Here is a 14,671-nt window from a genome sequence, read left to right as displayed (position 1 = left end):
CTGGTCCGGCCATTCCCGGAATTCGTATGACCGCGGCCACCGCCTGTGGACAAGCCTCCGCGGCGACTCCGGCGGACCTGGCAGCATTGGGGGGTGACAGCAGCAACGCACTCCACTCTCTTCCCGCAGGTACCGGAGACGGCCGACGCGGTGCTCGACGGGCTCGACCCGGAGCAGCGCGAGGTCGCCCTGGCCCTGACCGGCCCGGTGTGCGTGCTGGCGGGTGCCGGCACGGGCAAGACGCGGGCGATCACCCACCGCATCGCCTACGGGGTGCGCTCGGGCAGGCTCCAGCCCGCCAGCGTGCTGGCCGTCACCTTCACCAACCGCGCCGCGGGAGAGATGCGCGGCCGGCTGCGCCAGCTCGGCGCGGGCGGCGTCCAGGCCCGCACGTTCCACTCCGCGGCCCTCCGGCAGCTCCAGTTCTTCTGGCCGAAAGCAGTCGGTGGAGATCTCCCCCGGCTGCTGGAGCGGAAGATCCAGCTGGTCGCCGACGCCGCCGCCCGCTGCCGGATCCGGCTCGACCGCAACGAGCTGAGGGACGTCACCGGCGAGATCGAGTGGGCCAAGGTCACCCAGACCGTCCCCGCCGACTACCCGGCCGTCGTCGCCAAGTCCCACCGGGACGCCCCCCGCGACCCGGCGGAGATCAGCCAGATCTACGCGATGTACGAGCAGCTGAAGCGCGACCGCTCGGTGATCGACTTCGAGGACGTGCTGCTGCTCACCGTCGGCATCCTCCAGGACCGGCACGACATCGCCGACCAGATCCGGAGCCAGTACCAGCACTTCGTGGTGGACGAGTACCAGGACGTCTCCCCGCTCCAGCAGCGGCTGCTCGACCTGTGGCTCGGCGACCGGGACAACCTGTGCGTCGTCGGCGACGCCAGCCAGACCATCTACTCCTTCACCGGCGCCACCCCCGACCACCTGCTGAACTTCCGCACCCGCCACCCGGGGGCCACGGTCGTCAAACTGGTCCGCGACTACCGCTCGACCCCCCAGGTCGTCCACCTCGCCAACGGACTGCTCAGCCAGGCCCGCGGCCGGGCCGCCGAGCACCGGCTGGAGCTGGTCTCCCAGCGCGGCCCCGGCCCCGACCCCGTCTACACGGAGTACGCGGACGAGCCGACCGAGGCCGAGGGCACCGCGCGCCGCATCAGGGACCTCATCGCCGCCGGCGTCCCGGCCGGCGAGATCGCCGTCCTCTACCGGATCAACGCCCAGTCAGAGGTGTACGAGCAGGCCCTGGCCGACGCCGGAGTGCCCTACCAGCTGCGCGGGGCCGAGCGCTTCTTCGAGCGCCAGGAGGTGCGGGAGGCGGGCGTCGCCCTGCGCGGCGCCGCCCGCGCCGGGGGCAACGACTCCCTCCTCGACGACGCCGAGGACCTGCCCGCCCAGGTCAGGGCCGTCCTCTCGACCAAGGGCTGGACCCCGCAGCCGCCCGCCGGCTCCGGCGCCGTCCGGGACCGCTGGGAGTCGCTCGCCGCCCTCGTCCGGCTCGCCGAGGACTTCGCCCGCGCCAGGTCCGGAGCCACCCTCTCCGACCTGGTCGCCGAACTCGACGAGCGGGCCGCGGCGCAGCACGCGCCGACCGTGCAGGGCGTCACCCTCGCCTCCCTGCACTCCGCCAAGGGCCTCGAATGGGACGCCGTGTTCCTGGTCGGCCTCACCGAGGGCATGATGCCCATCACCTACGCCAAGACGGACGAGCAGATCGAGGAGGAGCGGCGCCTGCTGTACGTCGGCGTCACCCGCGCCCGGCTGCACCTCACGCTCTCCTGGGCGCTCTCCCGCTCCCCGGGCGGCCGGGCCTCCCGGCGTCCGAGCCGCTTCCTCAAGGGCCTGCGCCCCGGCTCGGGCTCCCTCGGCACCGTCGCCTCGGGCGCGTCCGGCTCGTTCGAGCGCGGCGCCCTCGCCGGACGGCGCAAGCCCCGGGGCCCCGTCCTCTGCCGGGTCTGCGGGACGACCCTCACCGAGGCCGGCGCCATGAAGCTGATGCGCTGCGAGGACTGCCCCTCGGACATGGACGAGGCGCTGTACGAGCGGCTCCGCGACTGGCGCGCCGACCAGGCCAGGGAGCTCGGCCAGCCGGCGTACTGCGTCTTCACCGACAAGACGCTCATGGCCATCGCCGAGCGGGTCCCCGGCAGCGGCGGGGAGCTCTCCTCGATCTCCGGCGTCGGCGCCCGCAAGCTGGACCGGTTCGGCGCCGACGTCCTGGCCATCTGCGCAGGTGAGGACCGAGGGACGGGCCTCGACGAGGACTGAGGAAAACTCGTCGGAAAAATAGTTTGCGCCTGCCCCGTCAAGCCCCATAGGTTCTTAACCACGGAACAGCGGCTTCTGAGAAGCCCTGTCTCTGTGCTGTACTTGTCCAAATAAACATGAGGGTCCGGCTCGCACCCGAGCCCTCCGAGACGCCGAGAGGAGGCGATTCCACGTGATCAGCAACGTCATTCAGACCAGCACCGCCGGCTTCACCAGCCGCGCCGGCTTCGTCAGCACCGCCAAAATGACCGATCGCTCCGTCGTCTCCGCCTGCTCGCTCGGCCTCTCCGGCTCGGCGTTCATTGGCACCGGTCTGCCCGTCTCCGGCCTTGCCGGCGCCGGTCTGCGCCCTGCCGTGGAGCTTCGCAATGAGCGACCGACCAAGGCACTGGAAGCAGGAGCAGCAGGCAAGGCCAAGGCCTATGACTTTGCGGCGACCGGTGCCGGAACCCAGCAGACGACGACGCACCACCACATGATGTGGGCCTTCCGTGGGCTCGAACCCTGGAGTGATCCAGTCTGATCGATGATCAGACCGGCGCCTTCAGGGCCGCGGAACCCCACCCGGGATCCGCGGCCCTTTTGTTTGCTCCCGAACGGGGGCGACGACACGAGGACGCCTCGGGACAGACGCACCCCGGTACCAGCCGAAACCCCGGTCAACAGGCCGGATCGACCAGACGAGGAAAGACCACCGTGCAACTCGAAGCGCACGCCCCGTCCGTACCGCCTTCCGAAACGATCACCCAGCCCGGCCGCCCCACGGAGGACCCCGCTTTGACCCCCCTCAGCACGCTCACCGCGCTCGACGACGCCATCGAGAACCTCGGCGTCCCCGTCCCCTGTCGCGCCTACGACCCCGAGGTCTTCTTCGCGGAGTCCCCGGCCGACGTCGAGTACGCGAAGTCCCTCTGCCGGACCTGCCCCCTCGTGGCCGCCTGCCTCGCCGGCGCCCAGGACCGGCGCGAGCCGTGGGGCGTCTGGGGCGGCGAGCTCTTCGTCCAGGGCGTGGTCGTCGCCCGCAAGCGGCCCCGTGGCCGTCCGCGCAAGAACCCGGTCGCGGCATGAGCGCCACCGGAACCATCGACCGCCCCCTCACGCACGATCCCCAGAAGCAGGCCCCGATGACCTCTTCCACCAGCGAGCCCGCCGGCTCCGCGACCCCAGTCTTCTTCCCCTCCGCCGCGCCCACCGCGCGTCAGAACAGGACCCGTGAAATGCAACTCGCCCCAGAAGCCCTGGCCCGTGCCCATATGCACGAGCGACACCGCGAGGCCGACGCGGAACGCCAGGCCGTGCGCCTGGTCGCCGCCCGACGCATGCAGCGCCGCGCCGAGCGCGTCTCGCTGCGTGCCCGCCGCGCGCTGGCCATGGCCGTCATGCACTGACGACCTGCGCCGATGACAGCCACGCGCTGACCCACCCGCGCCCCCAGGGGCGCACCCCGCGGGGGCCGGTCCGAACGGACCGGCCCCCGCGGTGCGTTGTCCGGACCGCGGGCGCCGCACCGGGTTATCGTGACCAGGGTGAACGACGCCCGTACCCCCGAGGGGCCCCTGGTCTGCGATCGCTGCGGCACGACGGCCGACACCCTGCCGCTGACCTGGACCTGCTCGGTGGAGAACGGCCGACGCTGCTACTACTGCGAGGACTGCGCCCGCGCCAACATCCGCGCGATCGAGGGCCGCCTCGACTCCTCCTGGTGGTGACCCCTCCCGGCGGCGGCTCCGTCCGGCGGGCCCCCGTCAGCCGGCGGCCGTCGTGAAGCCCGGCAGCCACTCCTCCAGCTCGGCCCGCAGCCGCACCGTCGCGTTCAACTGGCACAGCACCCCGATGGTGCTCAGCGTCACCCGGTGTATCAGCAGATACGACGGCGGCAGGTTGAGCTGCTTGCCCAACTGATGGGCCGGCGAGCGAGGGTCCGCGATACGGGCCGCCTGGGTGCGCATCCAGCCGCGGGTGAACAGGAACGACTCCGCCTCGGCCGGCTCGATGATCGGCAGTAGGTACTCCAGGACCGCGTCGGGGTCGAGCACCACGCTCTCCCGCACGAAGCCGTCCGCCCGGAGCAGCTCGTAGACGGTCTCCGCGTCCCCTTCGAGCGTCATCCGCAGACAGATCCCGATCGTCTCCGGAAGCCCGCCCGGCAGCCGGTCGACCGTGCCGAAGTCGAGCACCCCGAGCCGCCAGCCCTCCGGCCCCTCGTCCCCGTCGCCCGGAAGCAGCCGGAAGTTCCCCGGGTGCGGATCGGCGTGCAGCAGCCCGGTGCGCGCGGGGCCCGAGAAGAGGAAGCGGGCCAGCAGCTGCCCCGCCCGGTCCCGCTGCTCCTCCGTACCGTCCGCGATCACCTCGGCGAGGGGGATGCCGTCCATCCACTCGGTCACCAGGACCTGGTCGCCCCGGTGGACCACCGCCGGCACCCGCACGTCGGGGTCGTCCGCGAACTCCTCGGCGTGCTTCTGCTGGGCCGCCGCCTCCAGCCCGTAGTCCAGCTCCTCCGACACCCGGTCGCGCATCTCGGCGATCAGCGGCTTGATGTCCATGCCCGGAATCAGCGGCCCGAGGAGCCGGGCGAACCGGCTGAGCTGCGTCAGGTCGGAGAGCAGCGCCTCCCCGGCGCCCGGGTACTGCACCTTCACCGCGACCTCGCGCCCGTCGTGCCACACGGCCCGGTGCACCTGCCCGATCGAGGCGGCCGCCGCGGGCTTGTCCTCGAACTCCAGGAACAGCTCCCGCCACTCCGCGCCGAGGCGCTCCTCCAGGACGGCGTGCACGGTCCGCGTCGGCATGGGCGGCGCCGCGTCCTGAAGCTTGGTCAGGGCCGCCCGGTAGGGCCCGGCCACCTCCTCGGGGAGGGCCGACTCGAAGACGGACAGCGCCTGCCCGAACTTCATGGCCCCGCCCTTGAGCTCGCCGAGCACCTTGAACAGCTGCTCGGCCGTGCGCTGCTGGAGCTCGCGGGCGACGATCTCCGCCGATCTCCCGCCGATCCGCTTGCCCAGGCCCCAGGTGGCCCGGCCCGCGAAGCCCAGCGGCAACGCGGCCAACTTGGCGGTCCGGGTGACCGCCTTCCGGGGAAGATCAGACATGCGCGCCCCTCCAATGCCCAGACTGCCGAACCGCGCAGGGCGGTCGGCCCTGCCGTGCCGCGCAGGGCCGTTACCCCGCCATTGTGTCCTGCGTGCCTCCGGCAGCCGAGGCTCGCTCCCCCTCTCCTGCGCGGGCCGCCCCGCACGGGCACGCCGGATGCGGTCTCAGCCGCTCCGCCCGCCACTCCGTCAACGGCAGTGACGCCTCCCACCGGGTGCCCGTGCTCGCCGGGAGGTCCCCGTCGAGGAAGGCCAGGGCATGGGCGGCGGCCAGCCCCGCCACCGCCGTCGCGAGCCCCAGGTCGCAGGCGGGCAGGGGATGCGGGGCGCCGGAGCGCCACTGGACCAGCAACCGCGGCCAGTCCGGCTCGCGGTCCGTGCGCTCCTCCTGGAGACATCGCGCGCACGCCGTGCCGCCCGGCAGGACCAGCGGCCCGACGACCCCCGTCGCCTCCACGACCCCCGCGTACAGATGAGGGGTGCCGGTGGCGACCCAGCGCTGCGCCGGGAGCGGATCGGGGACATACGCGCCGAGGCCGTCCCGCGGTGTCACCACCACGAGTGACAGCCCGAGTCCGCCCGAGCCCTCACCCGGTCCGCTCGGACAGCGCGATCTGCGCCACCGGCCGACCAGGCGGCGGGCCGCCGTCGCCCGCCGCTCGCCCACGGCCTCGGCCGGCAGCCCGCCCGGCCCCGTCTCCCAGGGCTCCACCCGGCCCGAGTCGACGACCTCCACCCCGCCCACGCCCGCCGCCGTGAGCAGCGCGGCCACCGCCGCCCCCACCCGTCCCGCGCCCCGGACCTGCACGCGCGCCGCCCGCCGGGCCGTCAGGGTCCGCAGCGCCCGGTCCGGCTCGGGGTGCACGACGGAGAGGGAGGCGAGGTCGGCGCGGAGCGGGTCGAGGGAGGCGTCCTCCGGGCCGGCCGCCGGGCCGGTCCTCCCCGGCCGCCCCGCCGAGGCGTCGACGAGCAGTCCCGCCGACCGGAGCCGTCCGAGCAGCCCTTCCAGGCGCCCCTGCGGCAGGCCGAGCCGGCTCGCCTCGGCGCGGAGCAACTCGGTGCCGCGGGTTCCGTCGAGCAGTCCGAGCAGGGTGCCCGTCTCCTGGTCGACCGGATCGAGCACCACCGCGTGTGCCGGGGTCACCCCGAACTGCACGCGGCGCAGACTCCGCCAGGCGCGCCGCAGCGCCGGCTTCACCATCGGATGCATTTCCCCCGCCCCGCATTCATGATCGACAGTTCACGGTCGGCGACGCCCTTTCGCCGTCGCGGTTCGAGAATGCCCCGGAGCGGGGACGGCCGCCGAAAGTTGTCCACAGGCGGCGCGATTAGTCATTCGAATCGCGCGGGTCGTGAGCGGATCGTTGCCGAAACCACTCCGGAGGCGGGACTTCCCGTGCTGACAGCGGGTAACGTCGGGGCCGTGCCCGCCGACCCCCAGCGCAGCGTGACCGACACCCCGCACCGCGGTGCGGGGACGAGTGCGGTCGAGGTCCGCAGAAGCCCGCGGCGGCGGAGGACCGTCTCGGCGTACCGGGAGGGCGACCGGACGATCGTCCTCATCCCGGCCCGGATGTCCGAGGCCGAGGAGCGCCGCTGGGTCGGGGTGATGCTCGACAAGCTCGCCGCCCAGGAGAGCCGCGGCGTCCTCGGCGACCGCGAGCTGACCGAGCGGGCGCTGCGGCTCTCCGAGCAGTACTTCGGCGGCCGGGCCCGCCCCGGCTCGGTGCGCTGGGTCACCAACCAGAACACCCGCTGGGGCTCCTGCACCCCCTCGGAGGGCAGCATCCGCCTCTCCCACCGGCTCCAGGGCATGCCCGAGTACGTGGTGGACTACGTCCTCCTGCACGAGCTGGCCCATCTGCTGGTGCCCGGGCACGGCCCCGGCTTCTGGCGGCTCCTGGAGGCCTACCCCCGCACCGAGCGGGCCCGCGGCTACCTTGAGGGCGTGGTCGCCGCCGGCCGCCTCCCGCACCTCCCGGGCACCCGCGAGGACTGAGCGTCGCCGCTCGCTCGGAGTAACCCCTTCCGCTTGCGGGGAGTGACTCCCGGAGTGCGCCTGCGTGACCGGCGTTTCCCGATTCGGTACCGAAAACGACCTGCGCTGTCTCAATGTCGTACTCAGCGGCTAGCCTGGCGCGAGCATTCGCCATTCGGGATGGGGGACGGTCGTTACGCATGGCCAGGGAATTCCAACGCGGCCACAAGGCCAAGATCAGTGATCTCACCGCGGGTACCGATCTGTACGTCGGCGTGCAGATCGCGGCACCGGGACTGACCTTCGACATCAGCTGCTTCGGGCTGGACGCGGAGGAGCGTCTCTCCGACGACCGCTACTTCGTGTTCTTCAACCAGCCGAAGACGCCGGAGGAGTCCGTCCAGCTGCTCGGGGCGCAGTCCGGTGACACCGAGTCCTTCCGCGTGACTCTCGACCGGATCCCCGCGAACATCCACAAGCTGTCGTTCACCGCGACCATCGACGGCGCCGGCCAGATGTCGCAGATCGGCCCCGGCCACCTGCGGATCGTCGCGGGCGGCGAGGAGGTCGCGCGGTACGCCTTCACCGGCGCCGAGTTCACCACCGAGCGCGCCGTGATGCTCGGCGACTTCTACCTCAAGGACGTCTGGCGGTTCGCCGCGGTCGGCCAGGGCTTCGACGGCGGCCTCGACGCGCTCCTGCGGAACTTCGGCGGCGAGGTCGCCGAGGACGAGCCCGCCGCGCAGCAGCAGGCCGCGCCCGGCTTCGCCCCGCCGGCGCAGGCCGCGGCGCCCCCGGCGTTCGGAGCCCCCGCGGCCCCGGCGCCCGCGCCCGCCTTCGGCGCCCCTCCGGCGCCGGCTCCGGCGCCCGCCCCGGCCCCCGCCTTCGGCGCGCCGCCGGCCCCGCCCGCGCCCGTGCCGCCGTCCCAGCCGGTGCACACGGCGCCGACGATGGTGGCCCCCATGGCCCCCTCCCCGGTCCCGCCGCCCGCCCCGGCCCCCGCGCCGTACGGGCAGCAGCCCCCGGCGTACGGCCAGGTCCCGGGACAGCCGCCGGGCCAGTACCCCGGCCAGGTCCCGCCGCAGGCGCCCGGCCCGTACGGTCAGCCGCCGCAGGCGCCGGGATACGGCCAGCCCGCCCCGTACGGCCAGCAGCCCGGCGTCCCGCAGGGCGCGCCGGCGACCGGAGCCGGCCTCGACGCCGCGCTCGCGCCGTACAAGGAGACGCCCACCGGCGCCCGCTGGACCCCGCAGAACCAGCAGCTCATGCGGGTCGACCTGGCCATGGGCGCCACGCCCGTGCTCGCCCGCCAGGGCTCCATGGTCATGTACCAGGGCAAGGTCGACTTCTCCCACAAGGGCGCCGGCTTCACCGGCCGGATCGTCGGCAACGCCACCGGCCAGGAGATGCAGCTGATGCGCTGCACCGGCCGCGGCCAGGTCTTCCTCGCCGAGGAGGGCGCCCACCTGCACCCGATCGAGCTCCAGGGAGACGGCATCTGCGTCTCCGCGGAGAACGTCCTCGCGTTCGACGAGACCCTCCAGTACGAGGTGCGGCGCATCGAGGGCCACGGCATCCCCGGCGGCGCCCTGTTCACCATGCAGTTCCAGGGCACCGGCACCGTCGTCGTGAAGACCCACGGCGTGCCCGTCGTGCTGCCCGTCACGCCGACCACCTTCGCCGACTGCCAGGCCGTCGTCGCCTGGTCGTCCGCGTCCCAGGTCATCCTCTCCAGCCAGGTGCGGCTCCGCCGCAACGCCTACCCCGGCCACAGCGGGGAGACCGTGAACCTCCAGTTCCGGGGCGCCCCCGGCAACTTCATCGTCGTCCAGCCCTACGAGGTCTGAGGGAGCCCGAAGTCATGAACCAGCAACTCGCGGGCTACGCCCCGACCCCCGTCGCGGCCCGGATGGAGAACCACGGCCGCACCATGCTCAAGGTGGCCATGGCCTCCGGCCAGGACCTCTACGCCCGGACCGGCTCCATGGTCGCCTACGAGGGCTTCATCACCTACGAGCCCAACCCGCCCGCCGTCCGCCAGGTCGCCCAGCAGTGGGCCACCGGCGAGGGCGCGCCGATCATGAAGTGCTCCGGCGACGGACTGCTCTACCTCGCCGACTACGGCGCGGACGTCGTCGTGATCAACCTCCAGAACGACTCGATCTCGGTCAACGGCACCAACCTGCTCGCCTTCGACGCCCACCTCCAGTGGGGCGTCGAGCGGGTCAAGGGGCTCGCGAAGTTCGCCGGCCAGGGCCTGTTCAACGTCGAGATCGCCGGCACCGGCTGGGTCGCCCTGACCTCGCGTGGCACGCCGATCGTCGTCGACTGCGGCCGCGGCGACGACGAGACGTACGTCGACCCCGACGCGCTCGTCGCCTGGTCGCCGTCGCTCAAGGTCAAGGGCAAGCGCAGCTTCAAGGCCTCCTCCCTCATCGGGCGGGGCAGCGGCGAGGCCTTCCAGATGGCCTTCTCGGGCCAGGGCATCGTCGTCGTACAGCCGAGCGAGGACAGCACCGACCGCCTGCGGGTCCGGGGCTGAGGGGGAGCGAGAACACACCATGCAGAGCCCGCTTTTCAACCACGCCGAACAGCAGAGCCAGGAGCGGTACGTCATCCAGAACCCGCAGCTCCTGCGGGTCACCCTCACCGGGCAGGACGACATCCTGGCCCGCAAGGGCGCCATGGTCGCGTACCAGGGACTCGTCGACTTCGACGGCGAGTACAAGACCCCCGGCCAGCGGCGGGCCCAGGCCCGCACCGGTGAGGGTCTCGACCTCATGCGCTGCTCCGGCCAGGGCACGGTCTACTTCGCCAACCTCGCCCAGTACGTGCACATCGTGGACGTCGAGCAGGAGGGCCTGACCGTCGACAGCGCCTACGTCCTCGCGCTCGACTCGACCCTCCACACCGAGGTCATCGCCGTCGACAGCCAGTACGGCGTCTCCGGCACCGGCAAGTACCAGCTCAACATCTCCGGCCGCGGCCGGGTCGCCCTGATGACCTCGGGGCAGCCGCTGATGATGCACGTCACCCCCGAGAAGTACGTCAGCGTCGACGCGGACGCCATCGTCGCCTGGTCCACCGGGCTGCGCGTCCAGATGCAGGCGCAGACGCACAACTCGAACGTCCGCAGCCGCCGCGGCAACACCGGCGAGGGCTGGGAGCTCAGCTTCCTCGGCCAGGGCTTCGCACTCGTCCAGCCCAGCGAGGTCATGCCCCCGCAGAACGCGGCCATCGGCCAGGGCCTCGCCGCGCAGTTCGGCGCCGGACAGCACGGATCCCACGCCCAGAACCAGAACAACGCCTGGAACTAGGCACGCGCACGGGAGAGGGGGCGGCCGCCGACCGGCGACCGCCCCCTCTCCCGCCCCCCGCTAGAGCCGCGCCAGCGCGCTCTCCACGAGGCGGACCACCGACGCGTCCGCCACGCCCGCCACCTCGTCGTAGGCGAACCAGCGCAGGTCCAGCGACTCCTCGCTGATCTGCTCCACCGCGCCGGCCGGGGCCAGCGCCGCGTACTGCACGTCCAGGTGCCAGTGGCAGGGCGCCGGGATCGCATGCCGGTCGAGCCGCACCGGGCCGCCCGGCAGCAGCGTCAGACCCGGGATCCCCGACTCCTCGGCGGCCTCCCGCAGCGCCGCCGCCTCGACCGTCGTGTCGCCCTCCTCGCAGTGGCCGCCCATCTGCAGCCACATGCCCAGCTTCCGGTGCAGCGTCAGCAGCACCCGCCCGCGCCCGGGATCGAGCACCAGCGCACTGGAGGTCAGGTGTCCGGCCCCGCAGGGCTTGTACATGCCGTCCGGGTGCGCGTCCAGGTGCTCCAGATAGAGGTCGCGCAGCTCCGGCTGGTCCTCGTACCCCTTGAGGACGAGGACCGCGTCGTCGTGCAGGGTCACTCCTTGCCGTCCCCGTCTTCCGGGGCGTCGCCCTTGGCGGCCTCGCCGAGCATCTTGTCGATCTCGGAGAAGTCGAGGTGCTCGCGGTGCACGAAGCCGTCCGGGTCGTCCAGGTCGGTCGCCGTCGGCAGCATGTCCGGGTGCTCCCACAGACCGTCACGGCCGTCGACCCCGCGCGCGTCCGTCAGCGACGCCCACAGACGCGCCGCGTCCCGCAGCCGCCGCGGCCGCAGCTCCAGACCGATCAGCGTGGCGAAGGTCTGCTCGGCCGGACCGCCCGAGGCCCGGCGCCGGCGCAGCGTCTCGCGCAGCGCGTCCGCCGACGTGAGGCGCGACTTCGCGGCCTCGTGGACCACCGCGTCCACCCAGCCCTCGACGAGGGCCAGGGCCGTCTCCAGACGGGCCAGGGCGGCCTTCTGCGCCGGGGTGTCCTCCGGCTGGAACATGCCCTGCTGAAGGGCCTCCTGAAGCTGCTCCGGGTGCGTCGGGTCGAGCTGCCCCACCGCCTCCTCCAGCTTCGAGGTGTCGACCTTGATCCCCCGCGCGTACCCCTCGACGGCGCCGAACAGGTGCGCGCGCAGCCACGGCACGTGCGCGAAGAGACGCTGGTGGGCGGCCTCGCGCAGCGCCAGGTAGAGCCGCACCTCGTCGGAGGGCACGCCCAGGTCCTTGCCGAAGGCCTCCACGTTCAGCGGCAGCAGCGCGGCCCGGCCCGCGGGTCCGAGCGGCAGGCCGACGTCGGTCGAGCCGACGACCTCGCCCGCGAGCGCGCCGACGGCCTGCCCGATCTGCTGGCCGAACATGGCGCCGCCCATGGAGCGCATCATGCCGATCAGCGGGCCGGCCATGGCCTGCATCTCCTCCGGCAGGACGTCGCCCATCGCCGTGCCGACCCGCTCGGCGACCGGGTCCACCAGCTGCTGCCAGGCCGGCAGCGTCGCCTCGACCCACTCCGCGCGGCTCCACGCCACGGCCGTGCTCGCCCCCGAGGGCAGCGAGGTCACGCCGTCCAGCCACAGGTCGGCCAGGCGCACGGCCTCCTCGACCGCGGACCGCTCCGCCGGGCCCACGCTGGCGTCCTTGGTGCCGTCGGCGGTGCCCTGGGCCACCACCTGACGCGCGATCTGCTTGGCCATGTCCCAGTTCACGGGACCGCCCTCGTAGCTCAGCATCTGGCCGAGCTGCTGGAAGGCCGCCCCGAGGTCGTTGGGGTTCAGCGAGCCGAACATCGCCGCGAACGGGTTGTCCGCACCGCCCTGACCGCCCGGCCCGCCGAGTCCGCCCATGCCGGGCAGTCCGCCGAAGCCGAACGGGTTCGCCCCGAAGGGGTTGCCGCTCTGGCCGCCGGACCCCTGGCCACCTCCGGCGGGGTCCTTCTTCTTGCCCTCGTCGCCGTTCTCCGGCTCCTCCGGCGGAAGGCCGAATCCGAATGGGGTGTCACTCACAGGTTTCCTCGGCTCGTAGGGCCGCCGGCCTCCTGCCGACGGCGACTGCCCGACCAGGGCCTGTCCAGACAGGCCCCGCACACCACCAGCGTAGACATCCGGGCCGGAAACGGGCTCGGTGCTCCGCCGGACCGTGCCCTGCGGCAGGATGGACGCCACCTGGTCCGTACGCGTCATGCGTGTACGTACTGAAGACAACCGCTGGAGACGCCCGGTGAGTTCCCCAGATCCACAGGTTCGCGGAGCGCGAAACCCCTCAACCCGGTCCGCCGGGCGTGGCCCCGTCGTCGCGGTCACCGGTGCCGCTTCCGGCGTCGGCGACCTGCTGACCAGGCGCCTCGCCGCGTCCGACGAGATCAAGAAGGTCGTCGCCCTCGACGAGCGACGGGGCGAGGTCGCCGAGGCCGAGTGGCACATCCTCGACGTGCGCGACCCGGCCATCGCCGAGAAGCTGCGGGGCGCGGACGTCGTCGTGCACCTCGCCGTCGACCTCGACCTGGAGACCGACCCCGCCGCCCGGACGGCCTACAACGTCCGGGGCACCCAGACCGTGCTGACCGCCGCGGCCGCGGCGGGGGTCCACCGGGTGGTGCTGTGCACCTCCGCCATGGTCTACGGGGCCCTGTCCGACAACGACATCCCGCTCTCCGAGGACGCCGAGCTCAGGGCCACGGCCGAGGCCACCGGCGTCGGGGACATGCTGGAGATCGAGCGGCTGGGCCGGCGGGCCCCCCGCGCGCACCCCGGCCTCAACGTCACCGTGGTCCGCCCCGCCGTCCTCGTCGGCGGCACGGACACGGCGCTGACCCGCTACTTCGAGTCGCCCCGGCTGCTCGTCGTCGCGGGCTCCCGGCCCACCTGGCAGTTCTGCCACGTCGACGACCTGGTCAGCGCCCTGGAGTACGCGGCCCTCGAAAAGGTCGAGGGCGAGTTCGCGGTCGGCTGCGACGGCTGGCTCGAACAGGAGGAGGTCGAGGAGCTCTCCGGGATCCGCCGCATGGAGCTGCCCTCCGCCGTCGCCCTCGGCGCCGCGGCCCGGCTCCACCGGATCGGGCTCACCCCGTCCCCGGCCGGCGACCTCGCGTACACGATGCACCCGTGGGTGGTCAGCGTCGGACGCCTGCACGACGCCGGCTGGCGGCCGAAGTGGACCAACGAGGAGGTCCTCGCGGCGCTCCTGGAGGAGGTCGAGGGCCGCCACACGGTCGCCGGCCGCCGGCTGGGCCGCAAGGACGCCACGGCGGCGGGCGCGGCCGGCGCGACGGTGGCCCTGCTGGGCACGGCGGCGCTGGTCCGGCAGATGCGGAAGCGGCGGGGCATCTGACCGGGGCGCCCGGCGCCCTGTAGGACCCTCCTACAGGGGCCGCCGACGACCGGTCGAATCCGCTATTCCGGGATCTCGCGCGCGTACGGCACGATGGACGCATGGCACCGACGTCTGACCACCCCGGCGAGCAGGCCGCCGCCGACCCGATCAAGCTCCTCGCGATCCGGGACACCCCGCTCTCCCTCGACGAGGTCTTCCGGGCGGTCGGGGACGACGCCTCCGGCGGCACCACGCTCTTCGTGGGGACCGTGCGCAACCACGACGGCGGCGCCGACGTCGACCGTCTGGGCTACTCCAGCCATCCGACCGCCGAGGCCGAGCTGCGCCGGGTCGCCGAGAAGGTCGTCGCCGACTACCCGGTGCGCGCGCTGGCCGCCGTCCACCGGGTGGGGGACCTGGGCGTGGGCGACATCGCGGTCGTCGTGGCCGTCTCCTGCCCGCACCGCGGCGAGGCCTTCGAGGCCTGCCGCAAGCTCATCGACGACCTCAAGCACGAGGTCCCCATCTGGAAGCACCAGACCTTCTCGGACGGCACGGAGGAGTGGGTGGGGTCCTGCTGAGGCCCGCCGCCCCCTGATCGGGTGCGCCCCCGGCCGCACGCTCGGGGCCCGCTGACGCCGGCCCTTCCCGACCTGCCGGTTCTCCCCCGAGGGCAAGGCGAC

Annotated in this window: 15 protein-coding genes; 11 read left to right on the top strand and 4 right to left on the bottom strand. The window is 73.2% G+C overall.

Features of this window, described 5'->3' with window-relative positions; translation table 11 throughout:
* The first annotated feature begins 93 nt into the window (after window positions 1-93).
* The 5 genes from ACF09E_RS17810 (at window position 94) to ACF09E_RS17790 (ending at window position 3,980) form a co-directional block, all read left to right on the top strand.
* On the top strand, window positions 94-2,271 hold the full coding sequence (locus ACF09E_RS17810; protein WP_392206014.1) for an ATP-dependent DNA helicase UvrD2: 2,178 nt from the start codon (window positions 94-96) through the stop codon (window positions 2,269-2,271).
* A 244-nt stretch (window positions 2,272-2,515) separates the two neighbouring features.
* Entirely contained in the window at window positions 2,516-2,794 is a 279-nt protein-coding gene (locus tag ACF09E_RS17805; protein ID WP_392206121.1) for a hypothetical protein, read from the top strand.
* A 173-nt stretch (window positions 2,795-2,967) separates the two neighbouring features.
* The gene (locus ACF09E_RS17800; RefSeq protein ID WP_148006081.1) at window positions 2,968-3,339 is read left to right on the top strand and encodes a WhiB family transcriptional regulator; all 372 of its coding nucleotides are present in this window, start codon (window positions 2,968-2,970) and stop codon (window positions 3,337-3,339) included.
* Window positions 3,336-3,659, top strand: coding sequence for a hypothetical protein (locus ACF09E_RS17795; protein ID WP_055600983.1), 324 nt, complete (start codon window positions 3,336-3,338; stop codon window positions 3,657-3,659). The genes ACF09E_RS17800 and ACF09E_RS17795 overlap by 4 nt, the downstream gene beginning before the upstream one ends.
* Window positions 3,660-3,797: 138 nt before the next feature.
* Complete coding sequence (locus tag ACF09E_RS17790; protein WP_392206013.1) at window positions 3,798-3,980, top strand: hypothetical protein; 183 nt, start codon at window positions 3,798-3,800, stop codon at window positions 3,978-3,980.
* Window positions 3,981-4,016: 36 nt separating this feature from the next.
* Here the strand turns inward: ACF09E_RS17790 and ACF09E_RS17785 are convergent, their stop codons facing one another.
* Both ACF09E_RS17785 and ACF09E_RS17780 read right to left on the bottom strand, forming a co-directional pair.
* Window positions 4,017-5,360 (bottom strand): ABC1 kinase family protein, encoded by a 1,344-nt coding sequence (locus ACF09E_RS17785; RefSeq protein WP_392206012.1) that lies wholly within the window; start codon window positions 5,358-5,360, stop codon window positions 4,017-4,019.
* 70 nt (window positions 5,361-5,430) lie between these two features.
* The gene (locus tag ACF09E_RS17780) at window positions 5,431-6,570 is read right to left on the bottom strand and encodes a TOMM precursor leader peptide-binding protein (protein WP_392206011.1); all 1,140 of its coding nucleotides are present in this window, start codon (window positions 6,568-6,570) and stop codon (window positions 5,431-5,433) included.
* A gap of 213 nt (window positions 6,571-6,783) precedes the next feature.
* Here ACF09E_RS17780 and ACF09E_RS17775 point away from each other — a divergent pair, with 213 nt between their 5' ends.
* The 4 genes from ACF09E_RS17775 to ACF09E_RS17760 all read left to right on the top strand — a co-directional run bounded on the left by ACF09E_RS17775 (window position 6,784) and on the right by ACF09E_RS17760 (window position 10,655).
* Window positions 6,784-7,359, top strand: coding sequence for a M48 family metallopeptidase (locus ACF09E_RS17775; protein ID WP_392206010.1), 576 nt, complete (start codon window positions 6,784-6,786; stop codon window positions 7,357-7,359).
* A 179-nt stretch (window positions 7,360-7,538) separates the two neighbouring features.
* Window positions 7,539-9,185, top strand: a complete 1,647-nt coding sequence (locus tag ACF09E_RS17770) for a TerD family protein (protein WP_392206009.1) — start codon at window positions 7,539-7,541, stop codon at window positions 9,183-9,185.
* 14 nt (window positions 9,186-9,199) lie between these two features.
* On the top strand, window positions 9,200-9,880 hold the full coding sequence (locus tag ACF09E_RS17765; RefSeq protein ID WP_361857939.1) for an AIM24 family protein: 681 nt from the start codon (window positions 9,200-9,202) through the stop codon (window positions 9,878-9,880).
* Between the two features lie 19 nt (window positions 9,881-9,899).
* Window positions 9,900-10,655, top strand: a complete 756-nt coding sequence (locus ACF09E_RS17760; RefSeq protein WP_361857936.1) for an AIM24 family protein — start codon at window positions 9,900-9,902, stop codon at window positions 10,653-10,655.
* Window positions 10,656-10,715: 60 nt separating this feature from the next.
* Here the strand turns inward: ACF09E_RS17760 and ACF09E_RS17755 are convergent, their stop codons facing one another.
* A complete protein-coding gene (locus tag ACF09E_RS17755; RefSeq protein ID WP_392206008.1) occupies window positions 10,716-11,237 on the bottom strand; it encodes an NUDIX hydrolase in 522 nt (173 codons plus the stop codon).
* Entirely contained in the window at window positions 11,234-12,682 is a 1,449-nt protein-coding gene (locus tag ACF09E_RS17750; RefSeq protein WP_392206007.1) for a zinc-dependent metalloprotease, read from the bottom strand. Before ACF09E_RS17750 ends, ACF09E_RS17755 begins: the two co-directional genes overlap by 4 nt.
* Before the next feature lie 214 nt (window positions 12,683-12,896).
* Between ACF09E_RS17750 and ACF09E_RS17745 the strand changes: the two genes are divergently transcribed.
* Window positions 12,897-14,006, top strand: a complete 1,110-nt coding sequence (locus ACF09E_RS17745; RefSeq protein ID WP_361857927.1) for an SDR family oxidoreductase — start codon at window positions 12,897-12,899, stop codon at window positions 14,004-14,006.
* 101 nt (window positions 14,007-14,107) lie between these two features.
* Window positions 14,108-14,569: a molybdenum cofactor biosynthesis protein MoaE gene (locus ACF09E_RS17740; protein WP_361857924.1), complete on the top strand. Its 462-nt coding sequence runs from the start codon at window positions 14,108-14,110 to the stop codon at window positions 14,567-14,569.
* Window positions 14,570-14,671 lie beyond the last annotated feature (102 nt).

It is taken from the genome of Streptomyces sp. NPDC014891 (genome assembly GCF_043081085.1).
GTDB lineage: Bacteria > Actinomycetota > Actinomycetes > Streptomycetales > Streptomycetaceae > Streptomyces.
This window is presented reverse-complemented; position numbering and strand designations above follow the sequence as displayed.

Coding starts and splice junctions, on each gene's coding strand:
- ACF09E_RS17805 (WP_392206121.1), top strand. CDS start 2,516: ATGACCGATCGCTCCGTCGTCTCCGCCTGCTCGCTCGGCCTCTCCGGC.
- ACF09E_RS17795 (WP_055600983.1), top strand. CDS start 3,336: ATGAGCGCCACCGGAACCATCGACCGCCCCCTCACGCACGATCCCCAG.
- ACF09E_RS17785 (WP_392206012.1), bottom strand. CDS start 5,360: ATGTCTGATCTTCCCCGGAAGGCGGTCACCCGGACCGCCAAGTTGGCC.
- ACF09E_RS17780 (WP_392206011.1), bottom strand. CDS start 6,570: ATGCATCCGATGGTGAAGCCGGCGCTGCGGCGCGCCTGGCGGAGTCTG.
- ACF09E_RS17770 (WP_392206009.1), top strand. CDS start 7,539: ATGGCCAGGGAATTCCAACGCGGCCACAAGGCCAAGATCAGTGATCTC.
- ACF09E_RS17765 (WP_361857939.1), top strand. CDS start 9,200: ATGAACCAGCAACTCGCGGGCTACGCCCCGACCCCCGTCGCGGCCCGG.
- ACF09E_RS17760 (WP_361857936.1), top strand. CDS start 9,900: ATGCAGAGCCCGCTTTTCAACCACGCCGAACAGCAGAGCCAGGAGCGG.
- ACF09E_RS17740 (WP_361857924.1), top strand. CDS start 14,108: ATGGCACCGACGTCTGACCACCCCGGCGAGCAGGCCGCCGCCGACCCG.